Origin of the sequence: Nostocoides veronense (assembly GCF_039531185.1) — a bacterium.
GTDB classification, from domain to species: domain Bacteria; phylum Actinomycetota; class Actinomycetes; order Actinomycetales; family Dermatophilaceae; genus Nostocoides_A; species Nostocoides_A veronense.
Map to the genome: position 1 here is coordinate 102,585 of NZ_BAAAPO010000042.1, position 16,312 is coordinate 118,896.

Consider the following 16,312-nt stretch of genomic DNA (forward strand, 5'->3'; position numbering starts at 1 on the left):
ATCCTGCGCCGGATGGGTCGGCCCTTCCAGGGGGTGCCGAAAAGCTGTGGAAAGCGCCTTCTGGGCTCCGTGACCTGTGGAAAATCAGGCCGTTAAGGGCGCAGTCGAGCCAATCGCGAGGCCGCCTCGGTCAACACCTCGTCGCGTTTGCAGAAGGCGAATCGAACTAGGGAGGCGCTGGCCTCCTTGTTATCGCAGAAGACCGACACGGGCACCCCGACCACGCCGCCGCGCTGCGCGAGGTCGCTTCGGCAAAAGGCGAGCGCATCGCGAACGCCGAGCGGGGCGAGATCCGCGATGACGAAATAGGTCCCCTCAGGGATCGAAACACGCAATCCGGCATCTACGAGTCCGGCGACCAGCAGATCGCGCTTGGCCTGGAGGGAAGCTGCGAGCCCGGCATACACCGAGTCCCTAAGTCCCAGACCGGTGGCCGTCGCGAGCTGGAAAGGCCCAGATCCGACGAAGGTGAGGAATTGCTTGACCCCTCGAATACCCGCAATCGCCTGCTCCGGCCCGCTAACCCACCCGACTTTCCAGCCCGTCGTCGAAAAGGTCTTGCCGGCGGAGGAGATTGTCAGGGTCCGCTGCGCCATGCCCGGCAGCGTTGCGACCGGGATGTGGGTTCGGCCGTCGAAGACCAGGTGTTCGTAGACCTCGTCGGTGACCACCCATGCGTCGTAGTCCTGCGCCAACTGCGCGATGAGGGCCAGCTCCGCGCGCGTGAAAACCTTGCCCGTCGGGTTGTGCGGCGTGTTGAGGAGCACCAAGCGGGTATGCCGGGTGAAGGCAGCGCGCAGGGCGGCCTCGTCGACGGCGAAGTCCGGGAAACGCAAGGGCACGGCCCGCATGGTGGCTCCGGCGAGAGCGATGGTTGCGGCATATGAGTCGTAATAGGGCTCGAAGGTGACGACCTCGTCGCCCGGCGCGCAAAGGGCCAAGATGGTTGCCGCAATGGCCTCGGTCGCGCCCACCGTGACGAGCACGTCCCGGCGCGGGTCGATGTCGATGGCATAGAACCGCTTTTGGTGCGCCGCGATCGCGTCGAGAAGTTCGGGGAAGCCGGGGCCGGGAGGGTACTGGTTGCGCCCGCCATCGATGGCAGCCTTCGCCGCCGCCAGGACCTCCGGTGGGCCGTCGGTGTCCGGGAACCCCTGGCCGAGGTTGATGGCGCCGGTGCTGACGGCCAGTGCCGACATCTCGGCAAAGATCGTGGTCCCGAACGGCTCGAGGCGTGCGTTGACCGGCGGACGCGAGGGCACGGACGGGGCGGCAACCATAGGGCCAGATTAGGCCGGTTGAGCGCCGGTCAGGAGGTGACGGGATAGGGCCAGGCGGTGCACCCCTGGAGACCGAGGGTCTGCTGCTGCATGATCGGCGCCTTCTGGCCCGCGCCCGGGCAGAAGGCGTGTTGATGCCACAGGCCGTGCCCGACCTCGTGATTGATCACATAGGTGCGGTAGAGGGTGAGGTCGTCGTAGTACTTGACGCCGATGGCCCACCGCTTGGCGTTGATGACGGCCCGACCGTGGCGGTTGCAGGAGACCTCACCGCCGGTATTCAGCGGGGCACACAGTTCGTCGGTGAGGTCGGGGCTGGCCAAGGTGATGCGCACGTCGGGCACGCTGCCCTGGTCGAGATCGGCCGTGGTGAGGGCCTTGAAGTGGATCCCGTCGGCGACTTCCCACCCTTTGTCCGAGGACAGGATGCTGCGAACTTCACCGGCGTAGGCGGTGAGGTCGATCCCGAGCCCGCCTTCGGCCTCAATGGTGAAGGTCTTCGTGGCACCCTTGCGAGTCGTGTCCTGACCCGGGGTCGTGAGGACCCTGATCTTGCCGTCGCCTGACGCGGGCACTTTGGCCGGCGCGGTCTTGGTCGAGGTGGCCGACGTCGATGACGATGCACCGGGCCTCGTCGACGGTGCGGGAGCCGCACCTCGGGTGGCGGACGTGACCACGGCGGTTGAATTCTTGGCGGTCGCCGCCGGTGTCTCATCGCCGAAGAGTTGGGTCGCCGCGAGCCCCCCAAGAAGGAGCACCGCCGCGCCAACGATCGTGCGTCGCAGCCGGTACCTGCGCTGCATGCTCATGCCCGGTGTGGCGTCGCGCGTTGGCATCGAGGCTGGACGCACCCGCTCAGGCGCGTGGGTGGGCCCGGGCATAGGACTCCTTGAGCCGCTCGATGGACACATGCGTGTAGAGCTGGGTCGTCGCCAAGGATCGGTGACCTAGCAACTCTTGCACGGTGCGCAGGTCAGCACCGCCGTCCAGGAGGTGTGTCGCGGCAGTATGTCGCAGCCCGTGCGGTGCCAGATCGGTTCCGCCGGGCGTCCGTGAGGTGGCGGCGTGAACGGCCGTGCGCACTTGGCGCTGGTCGACCCGTCGCCCGCGTCGGCCGAGGAAAAGCGCCGGGCCGCTATCGGCGGTGACAAGTCGCGCGCGACCGGTGGTCAGCCAGCGATCGAGCGCCGCCCCCGCTGGCACGCCGAATGGCACCACGCGCTCCCGGCTGCCCTTGCCGAAGACGGTGGCGGTGCGCGCGGCGAGATCCACATCATCGATATCGAGGCCCGCGAGTTCCCCCACGCGCAGGCCACTGGCATACAACAGCTCGAGCATGGCGAGATCCCGCACGGCGACCGGGTCATCGTCGTCCGAGGCGAGCGCCGCCGCGGTGAGAACCTCCTGCGCCGCAGGCGCGGTCAGGATCGCCGGCAAATGCCGATTGCGTTTGGCAGCGGTGAGTTTCACGGCGGGGTCTGCCTCGATCCGGCCGGAGCGCAGCGCCCAGTCGTAGAACGTGCGGATGCTGGCGACGCGACGGCCCATCGTCGATCGGGCGGCGCCCGAACGCGACATCGACCCCAGCCAGGCGCGCAAGTCGGGCAGGCGCGCGCCGAGCAGCACATCTGGTGAACCCCCGGGTCTGCTGCTGGGGTCAGCGTCGTCGAAGGGGCCCGAGGTGTCGTCAGGATCGCCACGCAGAAAGGCGGACAAGGACGCGAGATCCCCGAGGTAGGCGCGCGTGGTGTTGGCGGATCGGCCGCGTTCGACGTCGAGATAGCGCGCGAAGTCCGCGACCAGTTGCGCGTCCGTGCCCATCGGGCCACGGTGGCAAAAAGGCGGGAGCCGATCAAGACGCCACGCTTGCCGGCCGTGACCACAACTCGCCGCGGCGGCGGGCAAGGCCCGCGAGTTCCAAGGGCCCCAAGGCGATCTGCACGCTCATGGCGTCCATCCCCGCGCGCTCGGCAAGTTCGTCGATCTGTGCTGGCCGACCGATCGGCAGCACCTGCCAGACCTGGCGTTGGGCGGTGGTCAATGCGTCCTCCGGCCGCGTGGGATCGCGTCGTTCGGGAGCGGCGTCGACTCCGAAGGAGCCCATGAGGTCCGCGACATCGGCGCCATCGGTGATCAGCGTGGCAAGGCCGTCGCGGATCGCCTGGTGCGTGCCTGCCGAGGACATCGAGGTCACCGGCCCGGGCAGCGCGCCAACGGGTCGGCCAAGCGCCAGGGCGGCCGCCGCCGTGGCGAGCGAGCCCGAGCGCAGGGCCGCCTCGATGACGACGGTTCCGGACGTCATCGCGGCGATGAGCCGGTTGCGCAAGAGAAAGCGCTGCCGATAGGGCGCCGACCCGGGAGGCAGTTCGGTCACGACCGCGCCCGTGGCGGCGATCTCGCGCACGAGCCCCTCGTGCGATCGTGGATAGACGCGATCGATGCCGCAGGCCAGCACCGCGACGGTGGCCGCGCCCGCCGCGAGCGCGCCGCGATGGGCCGCACCATCAATGCCGAGGGCGGCCCCGGACACCACGGTGAAACGCCGGGCCGAAACCTCGGCGGCCAGGTCCATCGCCCGATCCAGGCCGTATGCCGTGGCCGCTCTTGCGCCGACGATAGCCACGCTGCGGCGGCACAGGGCCGCGAGGTCCTCGCGTGCGTCGCCGCGCACCCACAGGCAGTGGGGCGGCGCCTCCAGCTGATCCAGACCCTCCGGCCAGGCCGGGTCGCCCGGGATGATGACGCTGGCATCCAGGCTGGCGCAGATGGCGGTATCGTCGATGCCCGCGAGAGTCTCGAGGCGGGCCGCGACTCGGCTCATCACGCGCTTGTCGCCGCCACGGTGCACATCGGCGAGGGCCTCCTCGTGGCCGAGCCGCTGCAGGTAGGCGGCGATGACCGGGTCGGCCGGCTCGGCGAGGCGAGCCCATGTCACCCGAGCCTGGCGTTCTGCAGACCACGTCATGCCGCCACCTGCGATCCGGCGCGCAGCAGCAGTGCCAGTCCGATGTCGTCAGCCGTTGGCACCGAGCGACCCGCCAGATCGGCCCTCGTCCACGCGACCCGAAGGGTGCGGTCATAGCCGCGCAGGCTGAGCAGCCCCCGCTCCAGGGCTCGATCCACATCGGCCGTCACCGCCCCGGGCAACCGGAACCTACCCACCCGCAAGATATGGCCTGGCACCAGCCCGTTAACCGGCCACCCGGACGCGCCGCGCGAACCCACCCAGCGGTCCAGCGCGGCGGCCCGGGCCCCCGCGACCCGCTCGGCCACCGCCGCCGAAGACTCCCCGGCACACGCGGTCCCCGCGGCGTGCGTGACGGCCGGCACGTGGACCTGCACGTCGATCCGGTCCAGGATCGGGCCACCGAGCCGTGCGGCATACGCCCGGCGGGCCATCGGGGAGCAGGTGCAACGCAGCGCCTTGCCGTGCCCGTGCCCGCACGGGCACGGGTTGGCGGCGAGCACGAGTTGGAAGCGCGCCGGATACGTCACCGAGGCCCGGGCCCGCGCGATCGTCACAGCGCCGGATTCCAGCGGTTGACGTAGCGCTTGCAGAACATCCTGCTTGAACTGTGGGGCCTCATCGAGAAAAAGCACCCCCAGGTGTGCCGTCGACACCGCACCGGGACGCACCACTCCGGACCCGCCGCCGACCATCGCCGCCAGGGAGGCCCCGTGATGCGGGGCGACATATGGCGGGGTCAGGTCGAGGCCGCAATTGGCGGCGGACTCGCCGAGCAGCGAGCGGATCGCGAGCACCTCCATGGCTTGATCGAGATGCAAAGGCGGCAGGATGCCGGCAATCCGCTCGGCGAGCATTGTCTTGCCGCTGCCCGGCGGGCCCGTGAGGAGGAGGTGGTGACCGCCGGCGGCAGCCACCTCCACCGCGATCCGGGCCTGCGCCTGGCCAGCAACCTCCGAAAGGTCCGGCACGGCGCGCCCGGTCAGTGCCCGGCTCGGCGGTAACTCAGCCACCGGCCAGGAGGACGGCGACCCGCCGTCCTTGTAGTTCAGCGCGAGCTCTCGCAGATTCGTGACCGGGTGCACCCGGATCCCGTCCACCAGGCGCGCTTCAGCGAGATTTGCGCGGGGGACGACGACATCCTTGACCCCGGCGGCCGCCGCGGCGACGACGGAGGGGAGCACGCCGGCGACCGGGCGCACCGACCCATCGAGGCCCAACTCCCCGATGTGCACCACGCCCCGGACGCGCTCCTGCGGCACCTCCTCGATTGCCGCCAGGATCGCGATGGCGATAGCCAGGTCGAAGCCGGTGCCATTCTTCGGGACCGCGGCCGGCGAGAGGTTGACGACGATCTTGCGGCTAGGCAGCGGCAGGTCGCAGGACTCCGCCGCCGCCCGCACGCGATCGGGGGCTTGCCGACAGGCCGCATCCGGCAGCCCGCTGAGCAGCAGCCCGGGGAGCGCATTGCTCAGGTGGGCTTCGACCTCAACCAGGCGGCCGTCGAGCCCGGACAAGGCGATGGCCTGGGTGGTCCCGAGCGTCATCTCAGACCACTCCCCGCAGGTGCTCGACCTGAGTTCGGGTGCTGCCCTGACCGATCAGCACGCCAATGACATCGAAGCGCACCCCCGGGGGCCGGATCTGGGGATTGGCCTGCAGCCAGGCATGCGCGAGCCGGCGCAGCTTGACCAGCTTTTGGGCGGTCACGCCGCCGACTGGATCGCCCGCGACCAGGTTGCGCCGGGTCTTGACCTCGACGATGACCAGATCGCCGCCCCCCTGCCGCGCCACGATGTCGAGTTCACCGCGCGGCTGCCCGGTCCGCCAGTTGCGATCCAGAATCTCAAAGCCGCGGTCATGCAGATAGCGCGCCGCCACCTCCTCGCCGAATCGCCCGACCTCGAGTCGTTCGTCGCTCATCTCTTCGCCCCCGTGCCATCACGATCAGCCGTCTGATCCGTCACGGATGACGATTCCGCACGGCGGCGGCGACGTCAGGAGGGGTCGGAAAATCTGTGGAAAGCGGGTTTTGGGGCTGCCCGGATGTGGATAACTAACGGCCGAGTGCGGCGCTCAGAAGGTGCCCTTTGGCACTTCTAGATCGCTCTTGGCCAACTCCTCCACGTTGACATCCTTGAAGGTGATGACCCGGACGTTCTTGGCGAAGCGCGCCGGGCGATAGATATCCCAGACCCAGGCATCGCTCATCGTGACCTCGAAGAAGACCTCGCTGCCCTCGCCGCGCACCTTCACATCGACGCCATTGGCGAGATAGAAGCGCCGCTCGGTCTCGACAACATAACTGAACAGCCCGACGACATCGCGATACTCGCGATAGAGCGCAAGCTCCATCTCGGTTTCGTACTTCTCCAGGTCTTCGGTGCTCATGCCGTGTCGCTTTCTGGCACGCCGCTGGCGGCGGTGAGGAGGTCGGTTTCGTGGTCATCATCACCCATGAACGCCTCGGCGACCCCGGGCAGGTGCCACGAGCGCCGATGCAATGGGCACGGCCCGTGTTCGGTCAGCGCGGCCAGGTGCTCCGGCGCCGCATAACCCTTATTGCCGGCCCAGCCGTATGCCGGGTGCTCCCCGGCATACTCCACCATCATCGCGTCCCGGCTGACCTTCGCCAGCACGCTCGCGGCGGCCACCGAGGAGCACTTCAGGTCGGCCTTGATCATCGTCGTCACCGGCGGGACGGGCTCGCTCGCCAAGGCCGCGAAGAGTCCGACCTCCGCGGGATCGGTGAGCCAATCATGATTGCCGTCCAGGATCACCAGATCGGGCACGAGCGGCAATTGTGCAAGCGCGCGCCGACCGGCCAGCCGCAGGGCGGCGATGATGCCCATGGCGTCGATCTCGGCAGGCCAGGAGTGACCGACGGCATACGCACGGCCCCACCGCTGGATGCGCGGGACGAGCGCGGATCGCGCGGCGGGGGTCAGGAGTTTGGAGTCCTTGACACCCATGGGCGCGGTCCGCGAGCCGGCATCGATCACGACCACACCAACGGATACCGGACCGGCCAGCGCACCTCGGCCGACTTCGTCCATGCCGGCCAGCACGGCATAACCATCGCGTTGCAGTGCCCGCTCGACCCGCAGCGAGGGTTTGGTGGATCGCCGAGCGAGCGGGCTCATGGGGCCGGCACGTGGGTATAGGTCGCGGAGTAGTTGCTCAGCCAATCCCACCGCTGGACCGGCCATACCAACGCGACCGCGCGCCCGACGACGAGGTTGACGGGCACCGAGCCGGTGGAGCCGTCGCCGGTGTCGTCGTGCAGCCGGGAGTCGCTGGAATGGCCGCGGTTGTCGCCCATGACCCAGATGCGGTCGGCGGGGACGGTGATATCAAAGGTGATTTGGCTGGGCTTTTCGCCCGCCTTGACATAGGGCTCGGCAATCACCGAATCGTTGATGGACAGGCGGCCGGCCGCATCGCAACAGACGACATGGTCTCCGGGCAGGCCGATCACGCGCTTGATGAGGTGGCCCTCGGCCTTGTCGGGAAGCAGGCCGACGAAGGTCAGTCCTTTGGTGACGGCATTGAGGATCGGGCCGCGGTTGACGGACGGTTCGGGCGCCAGCCAGTGGTCGGGATCGGCGAAGACGACGACATCACCCCGCTTCAGGCCGATCACATCAGGGGTCAGCTTGCTGACGATGACCCGGTCGTTCTTGACGAGCGTGGACTCCATCGATTCCGACGGGATGTAAAAGGCCTGCACAAGGAAGGTCTTGACGAGAAAGCTCAGCAGCAAGGCGATGGCGCCGACGATCACCAACTCGCGGACGGCTGCGCCGACATGGCCCAGGAAGCTGCGGCCAGCGGGGGCGACCGTTTCATCGTCCGGCTCGCCGGTCGGCGCGTCCGGAGGCCGGACGCCGGTGTGCTGGGGGTAGCGCGCGTCCGCTGGGACCTCGGAATCAGGTGGCGTAGTCACGATCCGTTCCCGGCGGGGATCGAGGCGAGCTCGCTCGAGTGAGCAATGTCGCCCATGCCGCCTAGCCGACCCATCGGCCAGTAACGGAACATTGGCGAGCCGATGACATCGGCGACCGGGACCATGCCGCCGCCGGGGTCCCCGAGGTGGGCGCGCGAGTCGGCCGAATTGGAGCGGTTGTCGCCCATCATCCACAGCCGCCCGGCTGGGACGATGACGTCGAAGGGGACGTCCGACGGACTCATGCCGGAGACGAGATATGGCTCGTTGACGGACGTGCCATTGATGGTCAATTTGCCGTCGGCATCGCAACAGACGATGTGATCGCCGCCGACTCCGATGACCCGCTTGACGTAGTCCTTCTCGCCTGGATCGATCCCGAAGATGCCGCCGATCCCGGAGGCCACCTTGCCGAAGGTGCCCGACCATCGAGCGGAGGACCCGCCCCCGAAGGTGTCGGTGCCGTCGAAGACGACGATATCCCCGCGCTTGACCTCTCCTCCGAACTTCGAGACGACCACGCGATCACCGATCTGGAGCGTGGGAATCATCGAGCCGGACGGCACATAGAACGACTGGACGACGAAATTGCGCAGGACGGCGACGAGCACCAGGGCCAGCAGGATGTGCACCCACACCGGGAGGGGTTTGCGCCGGTTTCGGGTATGCCGCTCGCCCCGCGTCCGCGGGGTGCTTTCGGGGGTGCTGGGCTCCGGCGTCATAGGTGAGGCAGCCTAACGCGAGACCCTGACAACCTCGGGAGGCTGTCAGGGTCTCGGCGGGTGATGATCGCGCTCGGCTCAGGCCGTGGCGTCGCGGCGCTCGCGGATACGGGCGGCCTTCCCACGCAGCTCGCGCAGGTAGTACAGCTTGGCGCGACGCACGTCACCGCGCGTGACGACCTCGATCTTGTCGATATTCGGCGTGTGCAGCGGGAAGGTCCGCTCCACCCCGACGCCGAAGGAAATCTTGCGGACGGTGAAGGTCTCGCCGACCCCGCCGCCGTGGCGACGAATGACGACGCCCTGGAAGACCTGGATTCGGGACCGGGTGCCTTCGACGACCTTCACGTGCACCTTGACGGTGTCACCGGCGCGGAAGGCGGGGATGTCGCTCTTGAGCGACGCGTTGTCGATCGCATCGAAACGCTGCATGGCGCTCTGCTCTTTCTTCCTGGTGCCACAGGTCACCGAGGGGATTCGGATGTTGACGTATCAGGCGCTGTCGTCGCGCGCGGCCACGTGCCGAAGCACTCCCCCTGTGGCAGGGGCTTTCAGGGCGCGGATGACAACCCACCTATGGTGCCAGAGCACCCCGCGTCCCGAGAAATCCCCGCCGCGTACCGTGGGCCTTGTGACGATCGCGCCCGGCCGCCCCGTGGCGCTCGCGATCCTGTTGTTGGTTCTGCTCACGCTCGGGGCGTATGCCGTGGGCCGGCTTCCCGACGCGCGCGGCACGGTCATTGCGGCGGTGCGAGCGGTGCTTCAGTTGTCCCTCGCCGCGCTGATCATCACCTCGGTCATCTCGAGCCTGCCGTTGTCGTTGCTGGTGTTGGGGGTGATGTTCGTCGTCGCGGTCGTGACAACCGTGCGCCGCGTGGGAGCCGGACCGGCCTGGCCGTGGGCGAGCGTGGCGATGCTGGCTGGGCTGCTGCCGGTGGCGGCCATCATCCTGCTGACTCGCACGATCCCACCGACCGGCATCGCGCTCATACCCGTCTTCGGGATCCTCACGGGCAACACGATGAACGGACATACCCTCACCTGTCGCCGCGCGTTCGCCGCCCTGCGGGAGGAGCGGGATGGGTATGACGCCTGGCTGGCCCTGGGCTTCGAGCGCTCGGTCGCGATCGGCCGGATCGTGCACCGGCATCTCCCGGAAGCCTTGATCCCTGGGCTTGATCAGGTGCGGACGGCGGGGGTGGTGACGCTGCCGGGTGCCTTCATCGGCGTCTTGTTGGGCGGTGGGTCGCCAGCCCAGGCGGCGGCCGCCCAGGTGCTCGTGCTGATGGGGATCATGGCGGCCCAGACCGTCACGGCCGTGGTGGCCGAGCGGCTGATCCGGACGACGAAACTGCTGCCTGTCGACCTGGCCGAATCGCTGCACCCCTAGGACCCCTCCGCAGGCGGCCGGCGCCGCTTGGTCATGGCGACTGTCCCGGCAACCTCCGCCGCTGCGCCGATGGGCCGGTAGCCGGCCTTCTTGTACAGCCGCTGGGTGCGCTGGGCGCCGCCCGCGACGAGCAGCCGGTATGCCGTGGCCTCCCGCGGAGCGATCGACTCGACCTCTTCCAGGAGGCGGCGCCCGAGACCACGCCCCACGAGGTCAGGAGCGACCATAACCCGACCGATTTCCCAGGTAACTCCGTCATCCAGCATGCGCCCCCGGGCCGCGCCCACGAGGCGTCCGCCAGCGCGGGCGATCAGGGTGCGCCAGGTCGACAGGCCGTCGACGACATCGGGGAGTTCCTCGGTGAGCGCCGGGAACTGGTCGTTGCCATGCGCCGCGATCTCTCGGACGAAGCAGGCCCGTTGCAGCACAAGGAGTTCCGGAGCATCCGCGGGGACGGCGGGGGTGATGTCGATGGCATCCGCGGCCATGAATTGGGAGGTATGCAGCAGGTCGGGTCGTCGGGCGGCCGTGCGCTCCAAGCGTTGCTGGTGTCGCCACTTAGCGATGGCGGAATGGTTGCCCGACAACAGGATCGGTGGCACCTCGCGCGCCACGCCGTCGATCTCCCAATGGGCTGGCTTGGTGTAGACGGGATACTCCAGTAGCCCGCCCTCGTGGGATTCCTCGACGAGCGATTCGGCATTTCCGACGACACCCGGGATCAGGCGACCGATGGCCTCCACCATGGCCAGGACCGCCACCTCACCACCATTGAGGACATAGTCACCGAGGGAGACCGGAGTGACGTTCCAGCCGAGATCCGTTGCGGCATAATCGTATACACGTTCGTCGATGCCCTCGTAGCGTCCGCACGCGAAAACCAGATGGGGTTCGTGAACCAGTTCCCGCGCGAAGGTCTGGGTGAACGGCCGGCCGGACGGGGTCGGCACGATCAGGCGAGTCGGCCCCGGGGCCAGCCGGTCGACATACCCCAGCGCCTCGGCCCACGGCTGCGGCTTCATCACCATGCCCGCGCCACCGCCATAGGGCGTGTCGTCCACGGTGCGATGCCGGTCGTGGGTGAAGTCGCGCAGGTCGTGCACGACCAGATCGATCAGTCCGTCGCGCCGAGCCTTGCCAATGAGCGAAATATCCAGCGCCGCAAGGTATTCGGGAAATATCGAGATGACGTCCAGGCGCACCAGGTCACTGCTCCCGGGCGAGTTCGAGCAGGCCGGGTGGTGCGTCAACGACCACCCGGCCGCCATCGATGTCGACCTCCGGGACGATGGCTTCGACGAACGGAATGTGCGCGAGGACGCCGTCCGGCAGCCGCACGATGAGACGGTCCTGCGCCGCACCGATGTCGAGGCCAGCCACGTCGCCGAGCGCCTCGCCGGCGGGGCTGACGACCTGCAGGCCGAGGAGTTCATCCTCATACCAGCCCTCGTCATCCTCCGCGGCCTCAGTTGTCTCATCGGCGAAAAGCTTTGTCCCACGCAGAGATTCGGCCCCCGTGCGATCGGGGATTTCTTCGAAACCGAGAAGCCAGATCTCCTTGTGCTTGCGGGCGCTGCGCAGGGTCAGTTCCTTGAGCACGCCGGTCCCCGGCGCGGCCTGCGTGGCGAACACAGTCCCCGGAACGAACCGGCCCTCGGGGTCGTCGCTGTGCAATTGCACGGTGACTTCGCCGTGCAGGCTATGCGGCTTGCCGATGCGGGCGACCAGGACACTCACATCAGAAGTGTCCCATTGCCCAGTGCGGGCCGGGATCTGCACGGGATGCGCACAATTCGCACCCTCGCCCGTCATACCGGCACTCCTAACCTGAAGCCATGCCGAAAGTGCTTGTGGTCGAGGACGAACCGCTGATCAATCAGGCGGTCGGGGACCGGTTGCGGGCCGAGGGTTTCGAGGTCGTCTCGGCCTTCACCGGCCCCGATGCTGTCGCGCTGGCCGACCTGGAGCAGCCGGACGCCATTGTGCTGGACATCATGCTGCCCGGCTTCGACGGCATCGAGGTATGCCGCCGAGTCCAGGCCGCGCGGCCCATTCCTGTTCTCATGCTCACGGCACGCGATGACGAATCGGACATCATTGTCGGGCTCGGCGTCGGAGCCGACGACTACCTGACTAAGCCCTTTCGGATGCGCGAACTGGTTGCCCGCGTCAAAGCCCTGCTCCGCCGTGTCGAACGCGCCCGAGAGTTGGCCACGACGCCGGGGGCAGCACTGACGATCGGTGCTCTCACGGTCGACCCCGCGACCCGTCGAGTTCATGTGTCGGGCGAAGAGATTCACCTGACCCCACTCGAGTTTGACCTCCTAGTTGCCCTGGCTGCCGAGCCCGGAACGGTCCTCACCCGCGAGCGCCTCCTGGAACAAGTGTGGGGTTGGCATGAGGCCCTCGGGACACGCACCGTCGACAGCCATGTCAAGTCCCTGCGCGCCAAGATCGGTGCCGACCGCATCCGCACCGCGCATGGCGTCGGGTATGCCGTGGAGGTGCGGCCATGAGTTCGCCCTTGGCCCGCGCGTCCTCGCTGAAGGTCAAGCTTGGGGCGCTTGTCGGCATCAGCGTGCTCGTCGCGACCGTGGTGGCCACCGCTGGCGCAAGTAGTCGTGTCACTCCGTGGCTGGTGGTCCCTGTGACCATCGCGGTGGCACTCGGCGTCACGCAATGGCTGGCGTCCGGCATGACGGCGCCGCTGCGAGCGATGACCTCCGCGACGCAGCGGATGGCCAAGGGCGACTACACCGCTCGCATCGACGCAACCGGCAATGACGAGGTCGCGGACCTCGCCCGCGCCTTCACCTCGATGGCAACCGACCTTCGGGACGCCGACCAGCACCGGCGCGAACTGATTGCGACGGTCTCGCACGAATTACGCACTCCCGCAGCGGCTTTGCGCGCCTTGCTGGAGAATATGGCCGATGGTGTCACAGCACCCGACGAGTCCGCTCTCGGGGCAGCACTGCATCAATCGGAGCGGTTGAGCGATTTGCTCGGCGAACTCCTGTCGCTCTCCCGGCTGGACGCGGGACTGGCTGACCTGCGCCTCGAACCGGTACTCGTCTCCCGGTTGCTCGCCGAGGTCCGGGATGAACTCGCGGCGTCCGGACGCGATGTCTCGACGCAGATTCGAGTAACGCCGTCGGACCTGACGGTGCACGCCGAGACCGCTCGGCTGCGGCAAGCGGTGAGCAATCTGCTCGACAATGCCGCACGGCATACCGCTCCCGGCACGACCGTGGTCCTCGCCGCACGAAGGGCGAGTGAGTCGGCATGGGAACTCGACGTCTTGGACCACGGGCCCGGGATCCCGCCCGCCGATCGGGAGCGAATCTTCGAACGCTTCGGCACCGCCTCGGCCGGCGGCACCGGGCTCGGACTCGCCATCGCCCGTTGGGTGGCCGAACTCCATGGCGGGAGCGTCGTCGCCCTAGATCCCGATCCGGGCTCGGGCGGTGCGCTGCTTCGCCTCGCCCTCCCGCTCAAGCCCCCGCCCCGTGTTCACCCCGAATCCATTGCAGGAGAACGTATGCCGTCCGCCCCACCCCCGGCCGCTCCGCCCGCTCCCCGCGAGCCGGCGCCGAGACCGATCCCGACGTCGGTCGCACCCAATCCCTATCTGCGCGGTCCGAGCGAACCCGTCATCGACGGACTCTTCGGCAAACTCTGGCCCGAGACCCAGACGGCTGGACGGCCGGGGCTGGTTGCCCTGGCCGCGGCTATCGGTGCCCTCGCCGCGCTGCTTCTCCCCGACCGCAATGTCGGCATCGCGTGGTCACTCGTTCTGCTCACGAGCGGCACGGCCATCGTGCTCAATTCTCGCCGGCGAAGTCCCGTTGTATGGGCGGTCATGGCGCTCGGTCTCGGGCTGGCCGCCATCGCGACCGTGCGCGCCGCAGAATGGCTGGTTCCCCTCTCGATGCTCACCGGCGGACTGCTCATCGTCATCGCCATCGCGCCCGTGACCAGCGTCTGGGGAGTCTTCGCCGCTGCCGCCGCCTGGCCGGTTTCGGGCCTGCGCGGGTTGCCGTGGCTGGGTCGCTCCCTGTCGCGATCCGGACGCTCGGCACGAACCTTTGCCATCGCCCGCACCGTGGTCCTCAGTGTTCTGGCGCTCGTGATCTTTGGGGCCCTGTTCGCGTCCGCGGACGCGATCTTCGGGCATTGGGTCGATGTCCTCATCCCGGACCTGACCGTCGACAATCTCATCGCGCGCCTCTTTGTCTGGGCGGCCTTCGGCGGCCTGACCTTGGCGGGAATCTACCTGGCCGTCAACCCGATTCGCGACGAAGCGCTGGACCTGCCGGCGGGGCGACCGGTTCGGCATAGCTGGGAATGGCTGGTCCCCGTCGGCTTGGTCGTCGCCACCTATATCGGGTTCATCGCGGCCCAGGCGAGCGCCTGGCTCGGGGGCCACGATTATGTCCAGTCGGCCACCGGCTTGACCTATGCCGACTATGTGCACCAGGGCTTCGGTCAACTAACAGTTGCCACCGCCCTGACCCTGGCCGTCGTCGCGCTGACCGCGCGCAAGGCGTCCCGGGCCGACGAGGGCGACCGGCTGCTCCTGCGCGCCGTCCTCGGGTTGCTGTGCGTGCTCACCCTCGCGGTGGTTGCCTCCGCACTGTGGCGCATGCACCTCTACCAACAAGCCTTTGGCTATACGACGCTTCGGCTGATCGTCGACTTCTTCGAAATCTGGGTCGCGCTCATCGTCATCATGGTGCTGATCGCGGGAATCTCGTTCTCCGGCAAATGGATTCCCACGGCAGCGATCCTGTGCGGGGCCGCCCTCGTGCTGGTCTTTGCGGGGATGAATCCGGACGCGTGGGTCGCCCAGCGCAATCTGGACCGCTACGCCACAACGGGGAAGGTCGACCTGAACTATCTGAGGAGTCTGTCCGCAGATGCCGCGCCAGTCATCGCGCGATCGAACCTGCCGCAGCCGGATCGCCTCTGCGTCCTGGCCCACGGGCCCGGCGCCAATCTCACCGGGGACGACCCTCTGGAGTGGAACCTCGGTCGCTCCCGCGCCCGCACCGCCGTGGCGGGGCTCGATCTTAGCGCGGCAGGACGAGGGTGCGAGACGGCATACTCCAGCGACTGAGGCCGGGAACGACGAAGGGGCTGGACGCCATACGGCAGCCAGCCCCTTCGGTGTCTTTTATCGGACGCGGTCGGTGTCGACGATATCGATCCGGACATTCTGGCCGCCCGCGAGGGCGCCCATGACGGTGCGCAGGGCGCTGGCCGTCCGGCCGGACCGGCCGATCACGCGCCCGAGGTCCTCGGGGTGCACCCGAACCTCGAGCAAGCTGCCCCGGCGCAGATCCTTGGTGCGCACGACGACATCGTCCTTGTGATCGACGATGCCCGTGACCAGGTGCTCCAGGGCTTCTTCGAGCAGGGTCACTGCTCGACGACCTCAGCAGCGGCCTCGGGGGAGACGGTCGCGTCGGCGTCGGCGTCGACGCTCTCGGCAGCGGCACCCGAGGAGTCGGTGTCGGCCGCCGGAGCAACCTCCTCCGTCTTCTTGCTCTTGCGCGGGGTGGTCGCGGCGGGAGCGGCGTCGCCGGCCTTGCCCGCAGCGGCGACGGCCGCTTCGTAGAGCTCCTTCTTGCTGGGCTTGGCCGGCTTGACCTTCAAGGTGCCCTCGGCGCCGGCCTCGCCCTTGAACTTCTGCCAGTCACCGGTCACCTTGAGCAGGTTCAGGACGGCCTCGGTCGGCTGCGCGCCCTGGGCGAGCCAATACTGCGCGCGCTCGGTGTTGATGTCGATGAGCGAGGGCTCCTCGGTGGGGTGGTACTTGCCGATCTCCTCGATCGCCCGGCCATCGCGCTTGGTGCGCGAGTCCATGATGACGACGCGGTAGAACGGAGCGCGGATCTTGCCCATGCGCTTGAGACGAATCTTGACGGCCACGTGCGTGGTCTCACTTTCTCGATCTGAGTCCGGCGAGACCGCGCACGAAAGTGCCCGGGGAACCGCGACTCGGGG

Annotated in this window: 18 protein-coding genes; 3 read left to right on the forward strand and 15 right to left on the reverse strand. The window is 68.3% G+C overall.

Annotation, left to right across the window (positions count from 1 at the left end; genetic code table 11):
- Positions 1-92: 92 nt before the first annotated feature.
- The 11 genes from ABD225_RS13450 to rplS all read right to left on the reverse strand — a co-directional run bounded on the left by ABD225_RS13450 (position 93) and on the right by rplS (position 9,345).
- Positions 93-1,280: a pyridoxal phosphate-dependent aminotransferase gene (locus ABD225_RS13450; protein WP_344086302.1), complete on the reverse strand. Its 1,188-nt coding sequence runs from the start codon at positions 1,278-1,280 to the stop codon at positions 93-95.
- 29 nt (positions 1,281-1,309) lie between these two features.
- Positions 1,310-2,161, reverse strand: coding sequence for a DUF3152 domain-containing protein (locus ABD225_RS13455; RefSeq protein ID WP_344086305.1), 852 nt, complete (start codon positions 2,159-2,161; stop codon positions 1,310-1,312).
- Positions 2,136-3,101: a tyrosine recombinase XerC gene (locus tag ABD225_RS13460; RefSeq protein ID WP_344086308.1), complete on the reverse strand. Its 966-nt coding sequence runs from the start codon at positions 3,099-3,101 to the stop codon at positions 2,136-2,138. The genes ABD225_RS13455 and ABD225_RS13460 overlap by 26 nt, the downstream gene beginning before the upstream one ends.
- Positions 3,102-3,132: 31 nt before the next feature.
- Complete coding sequence (gene dprA / locus ABD225_RS13465; protein ID WP_344086311.1) at positions 3,133-4,245, reverse strand: DNA-processing protein DprA; 1,113 nt, start codon at positions 4,243-4,245, stop codon at positions 3,133-3,135.
- On the reverse strand, positions 4,242-5,792 hold the full coding sequence (locus tag ABD225_RS13470) for a YifB family Mg chelatase-like AAA ATPase (protein WP_344086314.1): 1,551 nt from the start codon (positions 5,790-5,792) through the stop codon (positions 4,242-4,244). Before ABD225_RS13470 ends, dprA begins: the two co-directional genes overlap by 4 nt.
- A gap of 1 nt (position 5,793) precedes the next feature.
- Positions 5,794-6,168, reverse strand: coding sequence for a YraN family protein (locus tag ABD225_RS13475; protein ID WP_344086317.1), 375 nt, complete (start codon positions 6,166-6,168; stop codon positions 5,794-5,796).
- Positions 6,169-6,321: 153 nt separating this feature from the next.
- Positions 6,322-6,636, reverse strand: coding sequence for a DUF2469 domain-containing protein (locus ABD225_RS13480; protein ID WP_344086320.1), 315 nt, complete (start codon positions 6,634-6,636; stop codon positions 6,322-6,324).
- Positions 6,633-7,388 carry a ribonuclease HII gene (locus ABD225_RS13485; protein WP_344086322.1) on the reverse strand — a complete coding sequence of 252 codons (756 nt, stop codon included), beginning with the start codon at positions 7,386-7,388 and terminating at the stop codon, positions 6,633-6,635. The genes ABD225_RS13480 and ABD225_RS13485 overlap by 4 nt, the downstream gene beginning before the upstream one ends.
- Positions 7,385-8,191 (reverse strand): signal peptidase I, encoded by an 807-nt coding sequence (lepB, locus tag ABD225_RS13490; protein WP_344086325.1) that lies wholly within the window; start codon positions 8,189-8,191, stop codon positions 7,385-7,387. The genes ABD225_RS13485 and lepB (ABD225_RS13490) overlap by 4 nt, the downstream gene beginning before the upstream one ends.
- On the reverse strand, positions 8,188-8,913 hold the full coding sequence (gene lepB, locus ABD225_RS13495) for a signal peptidase I (protein ID WP_344086328.1): 726 nt from the start codon (positions 8,911-8,913) through the stop codon (positions 8,188-8,190). Before lepB (ABD225_RS13495) ends, lepB (ABD225_RS13490) begins: the two co-directional genes overlap by 4 nt.
- Before the next feature lie 78 nt (positions 8,914-8,991).
- Positions 8,992-9,345, reverse strand: a complete 354-nt coding sequence (rplS, locus tag ABD225_RS13500) for a 50S ribosomal protein L19 (protein WP_344086331.1) — start codon at positions 9,343-9,345, stop codon at positions 8,992-8,994.
- Between the two features lie 199 nt (positions 9,346-9,544).
- Between rplS and ABD225_RS13505 the strand changes: the two genes are divergently transcribed.
- Entirely contained in the window at positions 9,545-10,303 is a 759-nt protein-coding gene (locus ABD225_RS13505; RefSeq protein WP_344086334.1) for an ABC transporter permease, read from the forward strand.
- Here ABD225_RS13505 and trmD read toward each other — a convergent pair.
- Together trmD and rimM are read right to left on the reverse strand one after the other, a co-directional pair.
- Entirely contained in the window at positions 10,300-11,505 is a 1,206-nt protein-coding gene (gene trmD / locus ABD225_RS13510) for a tRNA (guanosine(37)-N1)-methyltransferase TrmD (RefSeq protein WP_344086337.1), read from the reverse strand. The genes ABD225_RS13505 and trmD overlap by 4 nt on opposite strands.
- A 4-nt stretch (positions 11,506-11,509) precedes the next feature.
- Positions 11,510-12,040 (reverse strand): ribosome maturation factor RimM, encoded by a 531-nt coding sequence (gene rimM, locus ABD225_RS13515; protein ID WP_344086340.1) that lies wholly within the window; start codon positions 12,038-12,040, stop codon positions 11,510-11,512.
- Between the two features lie 98 nt (positions 12,041-12,138).
- Between rimM and ABD225_RS13520 the strand changes: the two genes are divergently transcribed.
- Positions 12,139-12,819, forward strand: a complete 681-nt coding sequence (locus ABD225_RS13520) for a response regulator transcription factor (protein WP_344086343.1) — start codon at positions 12,139-12,141, stop codon at positions 12,817-12,819.
- Positions 12,816-15,422, forward strand: coding sequence for a DUF4153 domain-containing protein (locus ABD225_RS13525; protein WP_344086346.1), 2,607 nt, complete (start codon positions 12,816-12,818; stop codon positions 15,420-15,422). Before ABD225_RS13520 ends, ABD225_RS13525 begins: the two co-directional genes overlap by 4 nt.
- A 57-nt stretch (positions 15,423-15,479) precedes the next feature.
- Here ABD225_RS13525 and ABD225_RS13530 read toward each other — a convergent pair whose 3' ends face one another.
- A complete protein-coding gene (locus tag ABD225_RS13530) occupies positions 15,480-15,722 on the reverse strand; it encodes an RNA-binding protein (RefSeq protein WP_344086760.1) in 243 nt (80 codons plus the stop codon).
- Positions 15,723-15,724: 2 nt separating this feature from the next.
- A complete protein-coding gene (gene rpsP, locus ABD225_RS13535) occupies positions 15,725-16,237 on the reverse strand; it encodes a 30S ribosomal protein S16 (protein ID WP_344086349.1) in 513 nt (170 codons plus the stop codon).
- Between the last annotated feature and the right edge of the window lie 75 nt (positions 16,238-16,312).

Bases quoted from the DNA above. Each gene is read 5' to 3' on its own strand.
- ABD225_RS13450 (WP_344086302.1), bottom strand. From the start codon at position 1,280: ATGGTTGCCGCCCCGTCCGTGCCCTCGCGTCCGCCGGTCAACGCACGC.
- ABD225_RS13455 (WP_344086305.1), bottom strand. From the start codon at position 2,161: ATGCCCGGGCCCACCCACGCGCCTGAGCGGGTGCGTCCAGCCTCGATG.
- ABD225_RS13460 (WP_344086308.1), bottom strand. From the start codon at position 3,101: ATGGGCACGGACGCGCAACTGGTCGCGGACTTCGCGCGCTATCTCGAC.
- dprA (WP_344086311.1), bottom strand. From the start codon at position 4,245: ATGACGTGGTCTGCAGAACGCCAGGCTCGGGTGACATGGGCTCGCCTC.
- ABD225_RS13470 (WP_344086314.1), bottom strand. From the start codon at position 5,792: ATGACGCTCGGGACCACCCAGGCCATCGCCTTGTCCGGGCTCGACGGC.
- ABD225_RS13475 (WP_344086317.1), bottom strand. From the start codon at position 6,168: ATGAGCGACGAACGACTCGAGGTCGGGCGATTCGGCGAGGAGGTGGCG.
- ABD225_RS13480 (WP_344086320.1), bottom strand. From the start codon at position 6,636: ATGAGCACCGAAGACCTGGAGAAGTACGAAACCGAGATGGAGCTTGCG.
- ABD225_RS13485 (WP_344086322.1), bottom strand. From the start codon at position 7,388: ATGAGCCCGCTCGCTCGGCGATCCACCAAACCCTCGCTGCGGGTCGAG.
- lepB (WP_344086328.1), bottom strand. From the start codon at position 8,913: ATGACGCCGGAGCCCAGCACCCCCGAAAGCACCCCGCGGACGCGGGGC.
- rplS (WP_344086331.1), bottom strand. From the start codon at position 9,345: ATGCAGCGTTTCGATGCGATCGACAACGCGTCGCTCAAGAGCGACATC.
- ABD225_RS13520 (WP_344086343.1), top strand. From the start codon at position 12,139: ATGCCGAAAGTGCTTGTGGTCGAGGACGAACCGCTGATCAATCAGGCG.
- ABD225_RS13525 (WP_344086346.1), top strand. From the start codon at position 12,816: ATGAGTTCGCCCTTGGCCCGCGCGTCCTCGCTGAAGGTCAAGCTTGGG.